At 70.3% G+C, this 18,137-nt stretch carries 18 protein-coding genes and 1 pseudogene; 3 read left to right on the plus strand and 16 right to left on the minus strand.

Annotated features, from left to right (window positions below; genetic code table 11):
• Positions 1 to 10 precede the first annotated feature (10 nt).
• Positions 11 to 595 (plus strand): isochorismatase family protein, encoded by a 585-nt coding sequence (locus WBL05_RS07880; protein WP_424225008.1) that lies wholly within the window; start codon positions 11 to 13, stop codon positions 593 to 595.
• Between the two features lie 55 nt (positions 596 to 650).
• Here WBL05_RS07880 and malQ read toward each other — a convergent pair whose 3' ends face one another.
• From malQ to WBL05_RS07895, 3 genes are read right to left on the minus strand one after another with little or no spacing between them, the layout of a single operon-like run.
• Positions 651 to 2,816, minus strand: coding sequence for a 4-alpha-glucanotransferase (malQ, locus tag WBL05_RS07885; protein WP_424225010.1), 2,166 nt, complete (start codon positions 2,814 to 2,816; stop codon positions 651 to 653).
• A 15-nt stretch (positions 2,817 to 2,831) separates the two neighbouring features.
• The gene (locus tag WBL05_RS07890; protein ID WP_424225012.1) at positions 2,832 to 3,593 is read right to left on the minus strand and encodes an RDD family protein; all 762 of its coding nucleotides are present in this window, start codon (positions 3,591 to 3,593) and stop codon (positions 2,832 to 2,834) included.
• A 37-nt stretch (positions 3,594 to 3,630) separates the two neighbouring features.
• Positions 3,631 to 5,004, minus strand: coding sequence for an MFS transporter (locus tag WBL05_RS07895; RefSeq protein WP_424225014.1), 1,374 nt, complete (start codon positions 5,002 to 5,004; stop codon positions 3,631 to 3,633).
• Positions 5,005 to 5,049: 45 nt separating this feature from the next.
• Here WBL05_RS07895 and WBL05_RS07900 point away from each other — a divergent pair, with 45 nt between their 5' ends.
• The gene (locus WBL05_RS07900) at positions 5,050 to 5,313 is read left to right on the plus strand and encodes a DUF3039 domain-containing protein (protein WP_424225016.1); all 264 of its coding nucleotides are present in this window, start codon (positions 5,050 to 5,052) and stop codon (positions 5,311 to 5,313) included.
• Between the two features lie 68 nt (positions 5,314 to 5,381).
• On the opposite strand, the gene WBL05_RS07905 is transcribed toward WBL05_RS07900, so the two are convergent.
• From WBL05_RS07905 to WBL05_RS07960, 12 genes and pseudogenes are all read right to left on the minus strand, one after another.
• Positions 5,382 to 6,632 (minus strand): anaerobic glycerol-3-phosphate dehydrogenase subunit C, encoded by a 1,251-nt coding sequence (locus tag WBL05_RS07905; protein ID WP_424225018.1) that lies wholly within the window; start codon positions 6,630 to 6,632, stop codon positions 5,382 to 5,384.
• Positions 6,629 to 7,807, minus strand: a complete 1,179-nt coding sequence (gene glpB, locus WBL05_RS07910; protein ID WP_424225020.1) for a glycerol-3-phosphate dehydrogenase subunit GlpB — start codon at positions 7,805 to 7,807, stop codon at positions 6,629 to 6,631. The genes WBL05_RS07905 and glpB overlap by 4 nt, the downstream gene beginning before the upstream one ends.
• Positions 7,804 to 9,381 (minus strand): anaerobic glycerol-3-phosphate dehydrogenase subunit GlpA, encoded by a 1,578-nt coding sequence (gene glpA / locus WBL05_RS07915; protein ID WP_424225022.1) that lies wholly within the window; start codon positions 9,379 to 9,381, stop codon positions 7,804 to 7,806. The genes glpB and glpA overlap by 4 nt, the downstream gene beginning before the upstream one ends.
• A 176-nt stretch (positions 9,382 to 9,557) precedes the next feature.
• Positions 9,558 to 10,616: a sulfate/molybdate ABC transporter ATP-binding protein gene (locus tag WBL05_RS07920; RefSeq protein ID WP_424225024.1), complete on the minus strand. Its 1,059-nt coding sequence runs from the start codon at positions 10,614 to 10,616 to the stop codon at positions 9,558 to 9,560.
• A complete protein-coding gene (locus tag WBL05_RS07925) occupies positions 10,613 to 11,389 on the minus strand; it encodes an ABC transporter permease (protein ID WP_424225026.1) in 777 nt (258 codons plus the stop codon). The genes WBL05_RS07920 and WBL05_RS07925 overlap by 4 nt, the downstream gene beginning before the upstream one ends.
• A 6-nt stretch (positions 11,390 to 11,395) precedes the next feature.
• The gene (gene modA, locus WBL05_RS07930) at positions 11,396 to 12,217 is read right to left on the minus strand and encodes a molybdate ABC transporter substrate-binding protein (RefSeq protein ID WP_424225028.1); all 822 of its coding nucleotides are present in this window, start codon (positions 12,215 to 12,217) and stop codon (positions 11,396 to 11,398) included.
• The gene (locus tag WBL05_RS07935; RefSeq protein ID WP_424225040.1) at positions 12,214 to 12,627 is read right to left on the minus strand and encodes a TOBE domain-containing protein; all 414 of its coding nucleotides are present in this window, start codon (positions 12,625 to 12,627) and stop codon (positions 12,214 to 12,216) included. Before WBL05_RS07935 ends, modA begins: the two co-directional genes overlap by 4 nt.
• A gap of 51 nt (positions 12,628 to 12,678) precedes the next feature.
• Positions 12,679 to 14,061 (minus strand): adenosylhomocysteinase, encoded by a 1,383-nt coding sequence (gene ahcY, locus WBL05_RS07940; RefSeq protein ID WP_424225030.1) that lies wholly within the window; start codon positions 14,059 to 14,061, stop codon positions 12,679 to 12,681.
• Positions 14,062 to 14,102: 41 nt separating this feature from the next.
• Complete coding sequence (locus WBL05_RS07945) at positions 14,103 to 15,125, minus strand: SIS domain-containing protein (RefSeq protein ID WP_424225032.1); 1,023 nt, start codon at positions 15,123 to 15,125, stop codon at positions 14,103 to 14,105.
• 10 nt (positions 15,126 to 15,135) lie between these two features.
• Positions 15,136 to 15,339, minus strand: coding sequence for a Trm112 family protein (locus WBL05_RS07950; protein ID WP_424225042.1), 204 nt, complete (start codon positions 15,337 to 15,339; stop codon positions 15,136 to 15,138).
• Positions 15,340 to 15,363: 24 nt separating this feature from the next.
• Positions 15,364 to 16,119, minus strand: a pseudogene (locus tag WBL05_RS07955) (HAD-IIB family hydrolase); the annotation flags it as partial.
• 9 nt (positions 16,120 to 16,128) lie between these two features.
• Positions 16,129 to 16,506 carry a DUF3499 domain-containing protein gene (locus tag WBL05_RS07960; RefSeq protein ID WP_424225044.1) on the minus strand — a complete coding sequence of 126 codons (378 nt, stop codon included), beginning with the start codon at positions 16,504 to 16,506 and terminating at the stop codon, positions 16,129 to 16,131.
• 93 nt (positions 16,507 to 16,599) lie between these two features.
• Here WBL05_RS07960 and WBL05_RS07965 point away from each other — a divergent pair, with 93 nt between their 5' ends.
• The gene (locus WBL05_RS07965) at positions 16,600 to 17,037 is read left to right on the plus strand and encodes a metallopeptidase family protein (RefSeq protein WP_424225034.1); all 438 of its coding nucleotides are present in this window, start codon (positions 16,600 to 16,602) and stop codon (positions 17,035 to 17,037) included.
• 22 nt (positions 17,038 to 17,059) lie between these two features.
• Here the strand turns inward: WBL05_RS07965 and WBL05_RS07970 are convergent.
• A partial coding sequence (locus WBL05_RS07970; protein WP_424225036.1) for a DUF5719 family protein occupies positions 17,060 to 18,137 on the minus strand: 1,078 nt, incomplete at its 5' end.

The following is an 18,137-nucleotide window of genomic DNA, read 5'->3' on the forward strand; positions in this document are numbered from 1 at the left end:
GCTTCATGCCATGACTACTGCGTTGATCGTCGTCGATGTGCAGAACGACTTCTGCGAGGGTGGCTCACTGGCGGTGACCGGTGGATCCCAGGTCGCCAACAACATCGCTTCGTTCACCGGCCGCAACCTGGAGAAGGTGGACGGCTGGGGCATCGACTACGTGGTGGCCACCCGCGACCGGCACATCGATCCGGGCGAGCACTTCAGCGACACCCCCGACTTCATCGACAGTTGGCCGCGCCACTGCGTGCACGGCACGGCGGGCGCCGATCTGCATCCGGCGGTGGCCAGGCTGCCGTTCCACGCCATCTTCGACAAGGGTGCCTACTCGGCCGCCTACTCCGGTTTCGAGGGGACGATCGGGGGCACCGAGGACGGCGAGACCCTGCACGACTGGCTGAACCGGCACGGCATCGGGCAGGTGCAGGTGTGCGGGCTGGCCACCGACTACTGCGTCCGCGCCACCGCACTGGACGCCGCGCGGCTCGGCTACCACACCACCGTGCTGGCCGACCTGTCGGCACCGGTGAGCGCCGACCGGCTGCCGCAGGTTATCGAGGAACTGCAGAACGGGCAGGTGCTGGTCACCTTCTGACCCCCGTCGCGCTGCCGGGCGGCCAGCGGGTGCCGGCCGCCCGTTCGCCCGGCGATCAGTCCCGGCCCAGCGCCAGTGGGCGCCACGGGCTCGGCACCCGCGCGAACCCGTTCATCACCGCCGCCAACCGCATGGGGCGGGGCATCTGGTAGATGTCCTCCATCATCAGCGGCTCGCCATCGGTTCCGGACAGCGGGATCCGCCAGTTCGGGTACTCCCGCCAGGTGCCCGGCTGGTTCTGCACCCGGCGATCACCCACCGCATCGACCAGGGCGACGTTGAGGACGCGCGAGTTGGTGGCCGCCAGGTATCGGTACAGGCCGAGTACCGCGGTCTCCACGTCATCGTCCCCGTCGTCGCGGAGCAGGCCGCGGGCGTCGAGCAGGCGCATCCAGGCGTCCTGTTCACGGTTGGCGGCCGCTTCCTCCTCCTCGAGGGATTCGGTCAGCAGGCCCAGCTCGTGGCGCAGCCGGACGTGGTCGTTGGCCAGGTACCCGGCGGTGGGCGGCAGGTCGTGGGTGACCACCGAGGCCATCGCGTACTCCCGCCACTTCTCCGGCGGGACGGGCTGGCCCTGGTCGTTGTACTCGAACCAGAGCACCGAGGTGCCCAGGATGCCGCGTTCGGCCAGATAGCCGCGCACCCACGGCTCGACCGTGCCGAGGTCTTCACCGATCACGAACGCACCGGCCCGCTGCGCCTCCAGCATGATGATGCCGATCAGCGCGTCGTGGTCGTACCTGACGTAGGTGCCCTCGCGGGCCGAGCCGCCGGCAGGGATCCACCAGAGCCGGAACATGCCCAGGATGTGGTCGATCCGGACCCCGCCGGCGTGGCTGAGCGCCGACTGCAGCATGCTGCGGAACGGTGCGTAGGCGGTGTCGGCCAACCGGTCGGGACGCCACGGCGGCTGGCCCCAGTCCTGCCCCATCTGGTTGTAGGCATCGGGCGGCGCACCGACGGTGATGCGGTGGGCGTACACGTCGGCCATCATCCAGGTGTCGGCGGACGCGGCGCTCACCCCGACCGCCAGGTCGGTGATCACGCCGACCGCCATGCCGGCGTCGGCGGCGGACTGCTGGGCGTCGCTGAGCTGCTCCCAGGCCACCCATTGCAGCCACTCGTGGAAGGCGATCTCGTGGCTGTAGTCGCTGCGCAGTTGCGCGACCCGCGGAGCCGAGGGCCGCTGCAGGTCGTCGTCCCACTCCCGCCAGTCGTTGCCGAAGTGCTCGCAGAGCATGCACCAGGTGGCGAAGTCACGCAGCCGGCGTCCCTGCCGGCGCCGGAAGTCGTCGAAGGCCATCTGGCGGGCCGGGCGCAAGCCGGCACGGTGGATGACCTGCAGCGCCTGCCGCTTGTACCGCCAGGACAGGTCGCGCTGCACCAGGTCTTCGCCGACCAGTTCGGCGTCCAGCCGGACCCGCAGCCCGGCCACCTCGGCACGCTGGGTCTGGTCCAGGTAGGCGAACTCGCGGACCTCCTCCGGCCGGATGTACATCGGGTTCAGGAACAGCCTGGAAGCGGGCAGGTAGGGCGAGTCGTCCATCGGCGGCACCGGTTGGGCGGCGTGCAGCGGGTTGATCAGCACGTAGTGGGCGTACTGCTGGGTGGCCGACCAGACCGCCAGGTCGGACAGGTCGACCAGGTCGCCGATCCCCCAGGAGCCCTGCGATCGCAGGCTGTAGAGCTGGGCGGCGTAACCCCACACCCGCCGGTTGCCCAGCCGCTCGGGCAGCCCGAGAAACTTGGGCGTGACGATCAGGGTGGCGTCGGCCTGCCGGTCGTCCGACAGCAGCTCCAGCCGGTGGTAGCCGGTGGGCAGGTCGTGCGGGATCTGGAAGCTGGCCTCGCCGATCAGGACGCCGTCGATCTCGCGGGGCGGCACCAGGTGCTGGCGCTGCCCGAGGTAGCGCACCTCGCCGGTCTCGGTGCGCAGCCTGATCTGGGCGGGGTGGCCGTGCACCACGTGCACCTCGACGTGGGTCTGTTCACCCTCGGGCACCACTACCACCGGTGGCAGGCTGCGTCGCCACGGCTTGAGGCTGTGCTCGACGATGGCGGCCTCGACCTGCTCGGGGGTGGTCGCCTGCACCCCCATCGCGGCCATCACCTTGATGATGGTGTCCTCCGAGACCTTCGTGTGCCGGCCCTTCCAGTCCCAGAATTCGGTGGCGATGTCCAGCAGCCCTGCCAGGTGGAACAGCCGCGGCCCTGCGCTCATGTGGCAAACCTATCGTTAGCGGATCTTGACGACCTGCGTGCGGGCGATTATGTCGTGCAGCGTCTGCCGCTTCGAGTTGGCCAGCGGCAGCAGCACGTTGAGCAGCCAGACCAGCCACAGGATGCTGAGCCCCTGGTAGGCCAGGTTGCGCAGGATCGCGGTGCCCAGCGGCAGCCCGTGGTGCTGCTGGCCCCGGCCGGTCGGGACGACCCGCATGCCGAGCGCGAGCATGCCCACCGTGCCGCCCTTCCAGATCTGCAGCCCGACCGAGTAGACGATGTTGACCGCGATGCTGAGCAGCGACAGCATCAGCATCGGGCGCATCAGTCCGTACTGCGGGTCGAGGTAATCGGGCATCACCCCGCCCACCTGGGCGGCCCGCATCGCGTCGTTGAACCAGGCCTCCAAACCGAAGGTGAGGCTCTGGTAGAACGGGGTGCCGGCGATGCCGACCACCACGGTCAGCACCAGGGAGTCGATCAGCAGCGCACCGACCCGCGACCACCAGCCGGCCAGCGGGACGCCGTCCTCGGTGCTGGGGACGGTGGGGTAGCCGGCGTAGGCCTGCTGCTGCCAGTCGTCCTGCCGGGGGTAGCCGGTCTGCTGACCGTAGGACGATTGCTGCGCCGGGTGGGTCGGCTGCGCCTGGCCGCCGGCCTGGCGGACGTGGGCGGTCCAGGCGGCGCCGTCCCAGTAGCGCTCCTGCCCGATGGTCGCCGGGTCGGGATACCAGCCGTCGGGCGGCAACTGCGGTTGGGGGGCGTTGGCATCTGTCACGCCGCCAAGCATCCCACACCCGTCGACGGCCCGGTTGCTAACCGACCCCCGCGGACTCGTTGCGGACCGGGCCGATCCGCAGGCTACTGGTCACCGCCAGGACGGCGACGACCAGGCCGAGCAGGTAGATCGGGGTGAACTTCACGGTCACCTCGGCGTCCAGCAGCGCCGCGAAGATGCCGCCGGCCGCACCAGTGACCAGGATGTTGCCCAGACCCTCGGCGACCTGCAGCGAGGAGGTGTTGCGTCCGATCAGCTGGGGTGCGCTGACCTGCATGTTGGCCAGCGAGGTGCTGCTGACCGCCAGCCCCATGCCGAGCCCGGCGGCGACGAACGCCACCGCGAGCACGATCCAGTGGGAGGTGGTCCAGGCGGCGAATGTGGCGGTCGCCATGCCGGCCGCGATCAGCACCGCGCCGAGCTGGATGATCTGGTCGCGGCGGATCCGCAGCCGCCGCGACGCCTGCACCACCGAGCCCAGCGCCCAGCCGGACGCCCCGATCGCGATGAACAGGCCCGCCTCGCCGAGGCTGAACCCGTGCATCTGGATCAGCAGCAGCGGCAGGAAGCTCTCGGTGGCGAAGAACGCACCGGAGATCAGCAGCCGGGTGGCCATCACCGAGCTGAGGCCGGGAGCCAGTCGCAGGAAGCCGGGCGGCATCAGGGCCGGCAACCCGGCCAGCAGCACCGTGATACCCACTACCGCCGGGATCAGCCCCCACCAACCCAGTTCCTGCCCCGCCAGTTGCAGCAGGGCGGCGCCGGTGGCGGCGGCGAACGCTGCCCAGATCGGCACCTGGTTGGCCGGTGCCCCCTGCCCGGTTCGTTGTCGCTGCAGCCGGGACAGCGGCGCGATGCCCGGGATGACCACGGCGATCAGGAACGGCACCATGCCGAGGAAGACCCAGTGCCAGCTGAACTGGGTGGTGATCCATGCGGCTATCGGCGGGCCGAGGAAGCTGGGCAGCACCCAGCAGAACGAGAGCAGGCTCATCAGCCAGGCCCGTTCGTGGGGGCCGTAGGCCTGGGCCACGACGACCATGAAGGCGAGGTTGGTGGCGCCGCCGCCGAAGCCCTGGATGAACCGGGTGATCAGCAGCAGTTCCATGGACGGGGCGAACCCGGCCCCGAGCAGGCCGACGATGAAGATGCCGACCCCGACGGCCAGCGGCACGACCGGGCCGATCCGGTCGACCAGGCGTCCGGCCAGCACGATGGCGAGTACCTGCCCGATCAGGAACGCGGTGAACGCCCACGCGTACAGGTCGAGCCGGCCCAGCTCCTCGGCGGCCGCCGGCATCGCGGTCAGCGTGCCGTAGGCCTCGAAGGCGATGGCCAGTGCCCCGCCGAGCAGGGTGACCGTGAGGGCCGGTTGGCGGCGTCCGGTCTGGCTCGGGCTGGGCTGGGTCACCGGACCAGTCTGGCACCTTGGTTCGCGCGTGCCACACTAGACGGTATGAGTCAACTGGCCCCGGGTTCCGAAACCATCACCGAGCAGCGCGTCGAGGAGCGCTACGAGACCGGCGACGAGGAGCGGTTCAGCCACTACGTGCCGAAGGCCAAGCTGATCGAGGCCCAGGTGAACGGCACGCCCGTGGTGGCGCTGTGCGGGAAGGTCTGGGTTCCCACCCGTAACCCCGACCGCTTCCCGGTCTGCCCGGAGTGCAAGAAGATCTGGGAATCGATGCAGCCCGGCAGGGACAAGGGCCCCGACCGCTGACCTCGGCGTCCCGGGGTGGGGTCAGCCGCCCACCCCGGGCGCCATCTGCCGCTCCCGGGCGGGGAGGTTCAGCTCAGCCCGTACGCCTGGTGCAGCAGCACGATCGGATGCACCGTCCGCACGCCGGTCGACTTCTCGATCTGCCACCGGCAGGTCTCGGTGTCGCAGGCCACCAGACCCTGGTTGGTGTCGGCGACCATTTCGAACAAGGACCTGCCGACCGCCTGGGCGATCTCGTACTTCTCCTTCTTCAGTCCGTAGGTGCCGGCGATGCCGCAGCAGATCGACCCGCTCTCGACGACCTCGATGCCGGGGATCAGCCGCAGCAGGTCGGCAGCCGGCATCCCGATGCCCTGGCTGCGCACCTGGCACGGCTGGTGGTACGGCACCCGCAGGTCGATCCGCTTGAAGTCGGTAGGCAGTTCACCGGCGTCGTGCAACTCCATCAGGAACTCGGAGATGTCGCGGGTGCGGGCACCGACGTCAAGCAGTTCGGGATCGTGCAGGCCGAGGATCTCGTGGGCCTCGTGCTTGAGCATGCCGGCGCAACTGCCGGCGGTGCTGACGATGGTCAGGCCCTCCCCCGCCGAGCGCAGTTGGGCGACTAGCGATCGCACCGAGTCGGTGGCCTGCTCGAACAGGCCGTTGCTCTGCTCGGCCAGACCGCAGCAGCCCTGCTTGGGCACCAGCACCCGGAAGCCGATGTGCTCGAGCACCTCCACCGCCTTGATGGCGGCCTCCACCTCGAAGTAGCCGCCGGCGCAGCCGTGGAAGAAGACCACCGGCCCGCGGGTGGGCTGCCTGGTGGGCCTGGGGCGCGACCGCAGCCAGCCGCGGAAGGTGCGGGACCGAGCGGTCGGCATCGGGGCGTCCTTGTCGACCCCGACCACCTTCTCCATCAGGTTGCGGGCCAGCGAGTTGCCAAGCACCGCATTGGCGATCGGCGCCACCGGGGTCATCATCCGGCCCATCAGCGTGGTCTGGGTGATCAGCCGGTCGCGCACCGGCATGCCGTGCTCCGCCTTCATCACTGCCCGGGCCAGCGAGTTGAGCTCGGCCACCTTGACCCCCTGCGGGCAGACCACGGTGCAGGTACCGCAACTGGAGCAGTAGTCGACCGAGTGGTCGACCGACACCTCGTTGCGGAACCGTTCGGCCTGCGGCCCGACGAACTTGGGGCCGGTGAACAGTTCGGTGACCGGTGAGACCGGACAGTACTGCTCGCACAGCGTGCACTTGACGCAGTGGTCGAGGCTGACCCGCTTGAGTTCGTTGTTCAGCCGGTCGCGTAGTTGGTCTGCTCGTTCGGACTTGCTCATGCCTGTCCTCCCATGATCGATTCAGCGGCCCGGAACGCGGTCGCCACCGCGATGCCCTCACCGGACTTCTCCCGCCAGCGTTCCGCGCCGGCGATGATGTCACCGGCCAGGTACAGGTTGTCGTACCTGGCGCGGCCGGCGTCGTCCACCTTCACCCCCACCTCGAACAGCGGGTGCGGCGCCCAGTAGTCGGGACCGATCAGCTCGTGGGCGTTGGTGGCGGTCAGCGGCAGCCCGAAGACCGGCTCGGTGATCGTCCCGTAGCTGTCGACGGCGATCGAGCCGCTGGCGAACCCGCCGGGCGCGAAGACGAAGTCGGACGCCCGCAGGTCACGCGTCCCGCCGGCCACCGCCAGCCTCACAGAGGCCACCTTGTCGCCGTCGGTCCGGCAGCCTACGACCCGGCTGCCGATGATCACCCGACCTCCGGCCGCCTTGAACCTGGCCAGCAGCGCGTCGTGCAGTCGGATACCGGGCACCGACGGCGGCTGCAGCGGCACCTCCGCTATCGGGCGGCCCACCTGGTCGGCGATCCGGCGCCAGCTGCCCGGCCGGACACCGAGCATCGCCGGCAGCAGCAGCACGTCACCCTCGGGTGCCGCCGCCGCGACCGCGGCGCTGAACTGCTTGGCGTAGGCCGGGTCCTCCAGGGCCCGGGCGTAGCTGAGCGCGGACGAGTCGGCCTCCCGGCGGGCCGGCAGGTCGACCCAGGCGAACGGGCAGCCCAGGTTGCCGGCCAGCAGCGCGGTCGGATAGTCCTTCAACTGCCGGAACCCGACCACCGCATAGCTGGCCGCCTGGTGGGCCGCCACCATCGAGGGCTGGGCGAGCGCGGTCGGACGCATCGCACCCAGCGCGGTCGGCAGCCAGTAGTTGCGACCGGGGTCGCCGACCAGCAGCTCCTCCCCCAGCACGTCGCGCAGCCAGCTGACCGCGTCGCGCACCCGGCCGGCGCCGAGTTGGGCATAGGGGTGTCCGTTGGTCAGTTCGCCGATGGCGGCCAGCGGATCGGTCACCGGTTGCGGTGCGTAACCGAAGACGTCGATGGTGCCCTGGGAGAGCTGGAAGCCACCCTCGCCCTTCGCCACCAGCAGCACCCGGCGGCCCGACTCGGCCAGCCTGAGGGCCGCGCTCAGACCGGCCGGCCCGAGCCCGATCACCACTACGTCGTTCACGACACGACCTCCTTCGCCGATTGCGGCAGGTGTTCAACGTCATAGGTGCCCTGCATGATCCAGTGATCGAGGGCGGTCTGGCGTACCTGGTCGCCGGCCAGGATCGGCCACAACCCGATCCACCGGTTCTTCAGGAACCGGCGCAGCAGCGCGGTGGCCCGCCCGGCGTCCGCCACCCCCTCGGCGCAGGCGATGCCGACCGCCCGGGTGGAGCAGAAGCCACCCTGGCAGGGCCCCATCCCGAGCCTGGTCTGGCGGCGGATGTCGTCCATGTTCGCATCGGGCTGGGCGTGCAGCGCCTCGACCAGTTGCGAGCGACACAGCAGTTCGCACTCGCAGATGATCGGGTCGGTGAAACGTTCCTCCTCGGCCTCGGCGAGCCGGTGGGTGACGTGGTACAGCTTGCGGTCCTCGCTGCCGGGCACGACCTCGCTGGCGGTCGTGCAGGGCCGGCTGTCCCCCAACTGGTCGCACATCGCGTCCACGATGTGCTCGGCCATCAGCCGGTAGGTGGTCAGCTTGCCGCCGCCGATGGTCAGCATGCCGCGCAGCCCGTCGCGTTGGGCGTGGTCGAGGACGGCCATCCCGCGGCTCATGTGCCGGGTGTCGTAGTCGGCGACCCGTTCGTCCTTGATCAGCGGACGCGCGCCCGACCAGGCGTGCACGGCCCGCGCCTGCCGGAAGGTCGGCACCAGTTTCTCACCGGCGTCCAGCATCTGCTGCACCTCGTCGCGGGGGATCGGCAGTCTGTCCGGGTCCTCCTCCTTGACGTCGGTGGTGCCGATGATCGACACGGTGTGCACCGGCACCAGGATGTCGCCGTCGGTCGGGTAGACGCACCGGTTGATCACGGTGTTCACCAGCCGGTGGTTCATCGCGATCATGATGCCGCGGCCGGCCACCACGTTGACGTCGTGCAGTCCGGCGAACGCCGCCACCTGACCGGCCCACGGCCCGGCGCAGTTGAGCACGAAGTTGCAGTCGATGCGGACGTCCTCGTCGTTCTTCAGGTCGCGGGCCAGCACCGCCGCCACCCGGTCGCCGTCGCGTTCGATCCCGACCACCTTGTGGTAGGTGAGCACGCTGGCCCCGTAGGCCTCGGCGGAGCGCGCGGCGCCCCAGACCAGTTGCCAGCCGTCCACCGACCCGTCGGCGACCTCGATCGCCCGCAGGATGCCGGGGTTCAGCAGGGGTTCGCGGCGCAGCGCCTCGGCGACGCTGATCTCGCGGGCCGGGACGCGGGTGTCCTGCGCGCCGCGCAGGAACTTGTCGGCGTAGTCGGGGTCGTCGTCGGGTGGGACGACGAAGAAGCCGCCGGTGTCCTCGATGGCGTCGGCCTGGATGCGTCGCAGGATCTCGTTCTCCTCGGCGCACTCGGTGGCCGATTGCGGGTCGCTCACCACATAACGTCCGCCCGAGTGCAGCAGCCCGTGGAAGCGCCCGGTGGTGCCCTGACCGAGGTCGGCCCGTTCCAGCAGGATCGTCCGGTAGCCGCGCATCGCCGCGTCCCTGACCACCCCGACACCGGTGGATCCCCCGCCCACCACGACCACGTCGGTCTCGAGTCTCTTCATCGGACACTCCCTTCCGCCTTTGGCCGGACTCGCCGCATCGGTTCAACTTTGCCGCATCGTGGCGCCTGACAGGCAGCCGCGAGGCAGAATTGACCAAACACTCAGCCGTCGATCCGGTCGCTGCACGATCGTGCGAGGGTGTTTGGGCGATCGTGCAGCGGGCTGGGAAGCAGCACTCACAGCCGGCTGAGCGAGACCTCCTGAGCCTTGGCCGCCAGCCAGATCGGCAGCCCGGGTTCGAGGTGCATGGTGGCTGCCGAGGCCGCGGTCACGTCAGCGGCCAGTTCGGTGCCGCCGACGTCGACCCGCACCCGGATGCCGTGCGGCAGGGTGGACAGCGAGCTGATCATGCCCGGCCAGGTGTTGCGGGCGCTGGTGTCCGGTTCGTGTAAGGCGACCACCACCGCACCTGGCCGCAGGGTGGCGATGCCCGGGCCGCTGGTCGCGGTGGGGTCGTCGGGCAGCCCGTGCACCCGGATCGGCCCAAAGACCAGGGTGTTGGCGTCGGCGAGCTCGCCCCGGATGATGTTGACGTCGGCCAGCCGGGCGGCGAACGCCGAGCTGGGCCGGGCCAGTAGCTGGGCGGTTGGACCCTGCTCCGCCACCCGTCCCTGTTCGACGACGACCACCCGGTCGGCCAGCGAGACGATGTCGAGCAGGTCGTGACTGACCAGCACGGTGGTGCGGCCCCGGGTCAGGTCTGACAGCACCGTCCGCAGCCCGGCCGCCATCCGCACGTCGAGGGCGGAGGTGGGTTCGTCCAGCAGCAGCGCGTCCGGTTCGGACGCCAGTGTCCGGGCCAGCGCCACCCGTTGTGCCTGACCGCCCGACACTTCGCCGACCCGCCGGGACGCCAGGTCGGCCACGCCGAGCCGCTCCAGCCATTCGTGGGCGGTGCGTTGGGCGGTCCTTCGGGAGGCCCTCCGGCTGCGCGGCCCGAACGCCACGTTGTCGGCCACGTTGAGGTGGCCGAAGAGCAGCCCGGATTGGTCCAGCAGCCCGATTCGTCGCCTGTGCGGAGGAACCTGGATGGCGTGGGCGGTGTCGGTAAGGACGCGGCCGGCCAGGCTCACCCGGCCCCGGTCCGGGTCCAGCAACCCTGCCACCACCTGCAGCAGCGTCGACTTGCCGGCGGCGTTCGGTCCGATCACGGCCAGCCGCTCGCCGTCGGCCACCTCGACCGCCAGCTGCACGTCGCGGGCATCGACTCGGAAATCAGCCGACAACCCGTTCATCGCTGCTCCCGTCCGTACACCGTGGCCACGATGACGGCTGCCACCACCACCAGCAGCAGCGACAGCGCGACCGCGGCGTCCTGCTCGACCTCCCGCTGCAGGTAGATCTCCAGCGGCAGGGTGCGGGTCACCCCCTGCAGCGAACCCGCGAAGGTGAGGGTGGCACCGAACTCCCCCAGTGCGCGGGCGAAGACCAGCACCGCGCCGCTGGCCAGCGACGGGGCGACCATCGGCAGGGTGATGCGGGTGAACACCCGGGTGGGCCCGGCGCCCAGGGTGGCGGCTACCTGTTCGACCTGTGGATCGACCGACCGCAGGGCCCCTTCCAGGCTGATCACCAGGAATGGCAGCGAGACGAAGACCTGGGCCATCACCACCGCCAGCGTGGTGAAGGCGATCTGGACACCCAGCGCATCAAGGTGGCGGCCGAGCAGCCCGCGGCGCCCGAACGCGGTGAGCAGGGCGATGCCACCCACCACCGGGGGCAGCACCAGCGGCAGCAGCACCATGGTGCGCAGCAGCCGGCGTCCGGCGAACCGCAACCGGGCCAGTACCAGGGCCAGCGGCACGCCCACCAGCAGGCAGACCAGGGTCGACGCGGTGGCTGTCTGCAGGCTGAGCCGGACCGCGGCCAGCGACGACCCGGAGGTGATCAGACCCCAGAAGTCCGGCCAGTCGACGCTGGGCACCAGGCCGACCAGGGGCAGACCGACGAAGACGACGGCCAGGCCGGCCGGGATCAGCAGCCAGCCCGGCACTCCTGTGGGTCCCATCGTGGGTCAGCTCGTGGTCGGGGCGGAGTTGAAGCCGGCCCGGCGCAGCACTTCCTGACCCTGCTCGGACAGCACCAGGTCGATGAACTCCTTGCCGGCCTGGGGGTTGCGGGCGTCGGCCAGCAGGGCGATCGGGTAGACGTTGGTCACCTGGTCGGCCTCGGGGAAGTCGACGGCGGTCACGTCCTCGCCCGCAGAGCGGGCGTCGGTGCGGTAGACCAGACCGGCGTCGGCCTCGCCGGCGGTCACCTTGGCCAGCACGCTGGTGACCGAGTTCTCCTCGCTGACCGGGACCAACTCGACGCCGGCCAGTTCGGCCACCTGCCGGGTGGCCCCACCGCAGGGCACCTGCGGGGCGCAGGTGACGACGTTGAGCAGCGGGTCGGTCAGGTCGACCAGCGAGGAGATCTGGTGGGGGTTGCCGGGGGCGACCGCGATCGTCAGGTGGTTGGTGGCGAACGACGTCGGCTCGCCTGCGAGCAGGTCGGCGTCGTCGGCCCTGGTCATGTTCCGCTGGTCGGCGCTGGCCAGGACGTCGCCGGGGGCGCCGCCGGAGAGCTGGGAGACCAGGTCGGACGAACCGGCGAGGACGAGTTGCACATCAAGGTCGGGGTTGTCGGCCATCAGCGCCTCGCCGAGCTCGGTGAAGGTGGCCGTCAGCGAGGCGGCCGCGTAGACGTTGACCGTGCCGCTCAGCACCGTCCCATCGGCGGACCCGCTCTGGGTGGCCGTGGTCAGGCCGGGTGCGGCGTCCCTGGTCGCCTCAGCCCCACCACAGCCGGCGAGCAGGAGCAGGGCGGCAGCGGCCGCAACAACGCGACCGATCACCTGGGGTCCTCAGGGGTTTCGATGATGACGTTGGTCGACTTGACCACTGCAACTGCCAGGCTGCCGGGCTGCAGGTCGAGTTCCCGCACCGAGTCGGCGCTGATCAGCGAGGTGATGGTGAACGGTCCGCAGCGCAGCTTCACCTGGCCCATCACGCCGTCGGTCCGCACGTCGGTGACCAGCCCGATCAGCCGGTTGCGGGCCGACACCCTGGATCCGAAGGTGTCCTCCGGGGCGCTGGGTTGGGCGGCGGCGTAGGCTGCCAACGCCGAGCCGTCGACCACCTTGCGGTTGTGCGCATCCAGGTGAACCGGAAGCCTGCCGGCCTCGACCAGCCGGCGGACGGTGTCGTCACTGACCCCCAGCAGGGCGGCTGCCTCAGCTATCCGGAAATCTGCCACGCCAGCCATTGAAGCACGCATCTGCGTGCCTGTCACCGGGTCCGATCCGCTACTGCGGAACTAGTACCGGTAGTTCTCCGGCTTGTACGGGCCGGTCACCGCAACCCCGAGGTAGGCGGCCTGCCGCTGGGTCAGCTCGGTCAACCGGACGCCCAGAGCCGCCAGGTGCAGCCGGGCGACCTGTTCGTCCAGCCGCTTCGGCAGCACGTGCACGCCCAGCGGGTACGCCTCGCGGTTGGTGAACAGCTCGACCTGGGCGAGCACCTGGTTGGTGAACGAGTTGCTCATCACGAAGCTCGGGTGCCCGGTGGCGTTGCCGAGGTTGAGCAACCGGCCTTCGGACAGCACAAGTACACCGTGGCCGTCGGCGAACCGCCACAGGTCGACCTGCGGCTTTATCGGTTCGCGTTCGACACCGGGCCAGGCCTCCAGCCCGGCCATGTCGATCTCGTTGTCGAAGTGGCCGATGTTGCCGACCACCGCCTGGTGCTTCATCCGGCTCATCTGCTGCGCGCTGATCACGTCGCAGCAACCGGTGGCGGTGATGAAGATGTCGGCGGTGGCTATCACGTCGTCCAGCCGGACGACCTGGTAGCCGTCCATGGCGGCCTGCAGCGCGCAGATCGGGTCGACCTCGGTGACCAGGACCCGGGCGCCCTGACCGCGTAACGACTCGGCGCAGCCCTTGCCGACGTCACCGTACCCGCACACCACGGCGGTCTTGCCGCCGATCAGCACGTCGGTGGCCCGGTTCAGGCCGTCGATCAGCGAGTGCCGGCAACCGTAGATGTTGTCGAACTTCGACTTGGTGACCGAGTCGTTGACGTTGATCGCCGGAAACCGCAAGGTGCCCTCGCGGGCCATCTGGTCCAGCCGGTGGACGCCGGTGGTGGTCTCCTCGGTGACGCCGTACAGGTTGTCGGCGATGGCGTCCCAGTCGATGTCGGTGGTGGCGCGCAGCGTGTCGAGGATGACCCGGTACTCCCGCGAGTCACCCGCCGCAGGGACGTCACGGCCGAACGCGGTTCCCTTGTGGACCAGCAGGGTCGCATCACCGCCGTCGTCCAGGATCATGGTCGGCAGTTCGCCGCTCGGCCAGCGGAAGATCTCGACTGCCGCCCGCCAGTACTCCTCCAGCGTCTCGCCCTTCCAAGCGAAGACCGGGATGCCGGCTGCGGCGATCGCCGCGGCCGCGTGATCCTGGGTGGAGAAGATGTTGCAGGACGCCCAGCGCACCTTGGCCCCGAGCGCGACCAGGGTTTCGATCAGCACCGCGGTCTGCACCGTCATGTGCAGCGAGCCGGCGATGCGGGCGCCGGCCAGCGGCTGGGACGCGGCGTACTGCTCGCGCATCGCCATCAGTCCGGGCATCTCGTGCTCGGCCAACCTGATCTCGCGGCGGCCGAAGTCGGCCAGTCCGATGTCTGCGACGCGGTAATCCATGCCGGGAAGCCTACTAGCCGCCCCCGGTACGGCCGATTCCGCTACCTCATCAGGGCTGGTTCGGCCCCCGTCGCCACCGCAAGGTAGTTCGCCCCGTACAGTCCGCGCAGCAGCAGGGTGACGTAGCGGTCGATCTCGCTGCCCACCCCGGCGTTCAGCTCGCAGATCCGCACCCCCCGCTGCTCGGCCAGCTCCCGCAGCAGCCGGTCGTCGGCGGCCGCGGCCGGGCTGGTCAGTTCGTCGTCCAGCAACACCAGCACGGTGCTGCGCTGCTCGCCATCGGTGAACGGGTCGGCGAACGGGTCCTTGGGCGACACATGCTGCAGAACCTGCGCGATCTCCCTGGCGTCCGCAGCCAGCACCGGGTGGCCGGAGTAGAACCGGATGCCGGCGGCGATCCGCCGGCTGGCCCGGGCAGCCAGCACCGACCCGCCCCAGATCAGCGGCTGGGCGTCCCCCAGCCCGCAGGCGAGGTCCTTGGCGGGGTTGGTGGACAGGTCGCGGTGCGGGCTGGACTCCTCGGCGACCATGTCGGCGGCCTCGGCCGCATGGTCGGGGATCACTTCCGGTCCGAGCCCGACCTGGTGCAACAGCGACAGCACCACGATCGCCGCCGCGGTGGGATCGGCGGTGCGGGTCGGCACCACGATGGCGTGGCTGGACTGGGCGATCTGGGAGCTGGCCGGGGTGGCCGCCAGCACCATGCAGCCGCGGCGGGTGGCCTCGATGGTGGTTGCCAGCAGCGCAGGGTCGCCCTGGCTGGCCGGTTCGCTGGCGAGCACCACCACCAGGTCGAGCGGCCCGACCCAGCCGGGCAGCCCGGGCAGCGGCCAGGCCACCAGTGGAACCGGGCAGACTGGTTCGAGCACCGCGCGCAGCAGCCGGGCCTCGGCGCCGACCACCACCACACCGCGCGGCTGGGCGTCCAGCCGGTCGGACGGCTGGGCGTCGGCGGCCTCGATGCGGATGCGGGCGCCGAAGCTGGCCAGGTGTCGCAGTTGTTCGTCGTAGACGGCGAGGACCTGCGGGTCGTCGAGCCGGGTCTCGTCAAAGGTGCCGATCATGTCCGGGTCCTCAGTTCGGGCGGCGGGCCTGCTCGACCAGCAGCACGGGGATGCCGTCGCGCACCGGGTAGGCCAGCCCGCAACTGGCGTTCACGCAGATCAGTTCGGCCGATTCGTAGTCGACCGCGAAGCTGCTGTGGCAGGCCGGGCAGGCCACGATGTCGAGGAACTGCCGGGTCAGGCCCAGCTCGTCGACGCCACCTTCTCTCACCATGGGTTCCTCCTTCGCTCGGGCCAGTTGCGGCACCAGTTCGCGCAAGTACTCGACAGTGTCGTCGGGGCCGGACACCGCATGGCAGGCGATACCCAACTCGAGGACCGGGTAGTCGTTGCCGCCGGGCATCAGCCGGTCTCCAATGAACAGGATCTCATCCAGGCCGAAACCGGTCTGCTCGGCCAGTGCCCGCATGCCGTAGGCCTTGTCGATGCCCTTGCCGGTGATGTCGATGGACGTCGAACCGCCGGCCCGCACCTCGAGGTCGGGCAGGCGCTGCGCCACCGCGGCCCGCAGCCGTTCCCGCTTGGCGCCGTCGGGGTCCCACCGCTTCTTGTCGGCCACCGCCGCCCGCTGTCCGAGCGCGGAGTAGGTGATCTGCGAACCACGGTCCTCGATCCGGAGGCCGGTCACCACCGCGTCGTCCTCCCACAGGCCGAGCTCGTGGGCGGCCTGGCTGAGGGCCCGGGTGGCGCGCTCCTTCTCGTCCTCGGTCAGGTCGTGGGCGTAGAGCTCGCGCCACTCGCCGTCGACGTGGCGCAGGTAGCGGGTGCCGTTGGTGGGCATCAGGTGGAGTTCGGCCAGGTGGGCCCGCTCGGGCAGGTTGGCCAGCAGCTGGCTGGCGAACTGTTCGTAACGTCCGCCGGAGATGACACAGACCGGTATCACGTCCAGCAGGTCGGCCAGCACGTCGGCCATCTGTGGGGTGAGGGAAGACTTCGATTCGGCGAGGGTGTCGTCCAGGTCGAACGCGACGATGCGCACCGCTGCCAGATTCACCCGGTCAGCCTACTGGATGCCACCTTTGGCGGCGTCCACGATCACCCGCAGGTGGCCGCGTCGACCCAGTTCGACCACCGAGTCGGGATCGGGCTGCTGGGCCGAACCGGAACCGTCGGCGAAACCGATCTCGCGCACTGCATTGGCCAGCGCCAGCAGGTCGTCCTCATCGGGTTCTGGTGGCGCGGCCTGGGGTTGTGCCAGCCGAATGATCTCCCACCCGACCGGGGCCGACATGTTGCGAGCGTGGGCGGCGCACAAGTCGTAGCAACCGGGGGTGGCCTGCAGGGCGAGCGGCCCCAGCACCGCGGTGGAGTCCGCGTAGACGTAGGTGAGGGTGGCCACTGCCCGGCCCCGGCACCCGTTGCGCGAGCACTGCCTGATCATCACCCGACAAAGCTAACCGGCACCGGTGGCCGGCGCGCGCATTGACCCGGGCGCAGCGGCCCGTGTCTCAAGCTCCGCGTTAAAGTTCACGGCATGATCAGGCGACGCGACCGGCACGGTCGTGGGATCCGGGGGCCGCTGGCGCTGCCGAACCGGATCACCAGGACCGCGCTGCGGGTGCCCGGCCAGCCCAGCGCGGCGGAGTTCTTCATCAGCACCACCAGCCAGTCGGTGCAGCGGCTGATGCAGACCTGCCCGGACGCGCTGGCCGGCGTCGACATCGGGGTCGAGGACGTGCCCAGCGGCGCCTTCGACTGGGCGCTGCTCGACCGGGTGCCGCTGGCTGCCGCGCTCGACGCCACCGAGGACCGGCCCGCCAGGATTGTCATCTTCCGCCGTCCGCTGGAGCGACGCGCCTCCGATCGGGCCGACCTGCGTGACCTGGTGCACCTGACGCTGGTCGAGCAACTGTCGGCGTTGACCGGTCGGTCGATGCACGACATCGATCCGGAGATCGACGAGGACTACTGAGTCCTGCGCCGGCCCGCCCGCCTCAGCGGCCCAGGTTGAGGTCGACCTCCATCGGCATGGACGCCTGTTGGCGCGCAGCCGACAACAACCCGCCGATGGCGAACCCCGGCCGGTCGCCGCCCATCAGCATGACCGCTGCCGAGATCGGCGCGGTGGCCTCGATGCGGGCCCGGTCGGCCCCGGCCGGGATGTCGATCGAGACCACTGCCCCGGCCGGCACGGTTCGATTGGCAGGGGCCTGGTCGGCACCCCAGTCGACCACCACCAGGGTTTCACCGGAGTTCGGGTTGGCGATCTGCAGCGTCCCCGCCCCGGCGACCGCCCCGACAAGTTGCTGCCGGGCGACTGACTGCTCGTCCACCACCGCTTGGGTGATGCCGAAGTCGCCCTCCATCTCGACCACCGCGGAGACGGCCAGTTCGTCGCGGGCGGTGATGACGAGGGCCGCCGGCGCCCCGTCCAGGGAGTCGGTCAGGTCGATCGCGATGGTCCGCTGGGCGTCAACGGCGTAGGACTCGAAGCCGGCTACGTCGTAGCGGCCGCCCTCACCCAGCCCCTCCAGCCGGATCACGTTGCGGGTGGTCCCCGGGTTGGTCAGCAGCAGTTGGACGCTGCTCGCGTCAGCCGGGATCCCGGCGACGACCAGTTGCCTGGACTGCACGGTGCTGTTGGCGAAGTCGCCGCCCTGGTCGCGGAACACCTGCGCCACCGCGGTCACCCGTCCGACGCTGCTGCGCACCCGCGCGCCGAGCGCGTTCACCGACTCGGCCAAGGGCTCCAGGTCGATCTGGTGCTGGCCGTTGGCGGGCACCGTGATGCCGCGCAGGCCGTCCCCGGTGATCTCCCCTTCGGGGCCGCTCAACGTGATGTCGACCAGTGCGTCCTCCGTTTCGGGGTTGATGATGGTGAGCCTGGCGCCGGCGCCGCCGGGTAGTTGCACGTACTGGTCGGCCAGGGACGACCGGCACACCCCCCACCAGGTCTGTTCGTCGACGTGGACCAGGCTGCCGCCCACCACGCTGGCCTGTGGCGCGCTGGGCGCCAGCACGGTCGGGGTGGTGAGGTCGGTCAGCACCACCGGTGAGGCCTGGGTGGTGAAG

Origin of the sequence: Brooklawnia sp., assembly GCF_049651565.1 — a bacterium.
Classification (GTDB): domain Bacteria; phylum Actinomycetota; class Actinomycetes; order Propionibacteriales; family Propionibacteriaceae; genus Brooklawnia.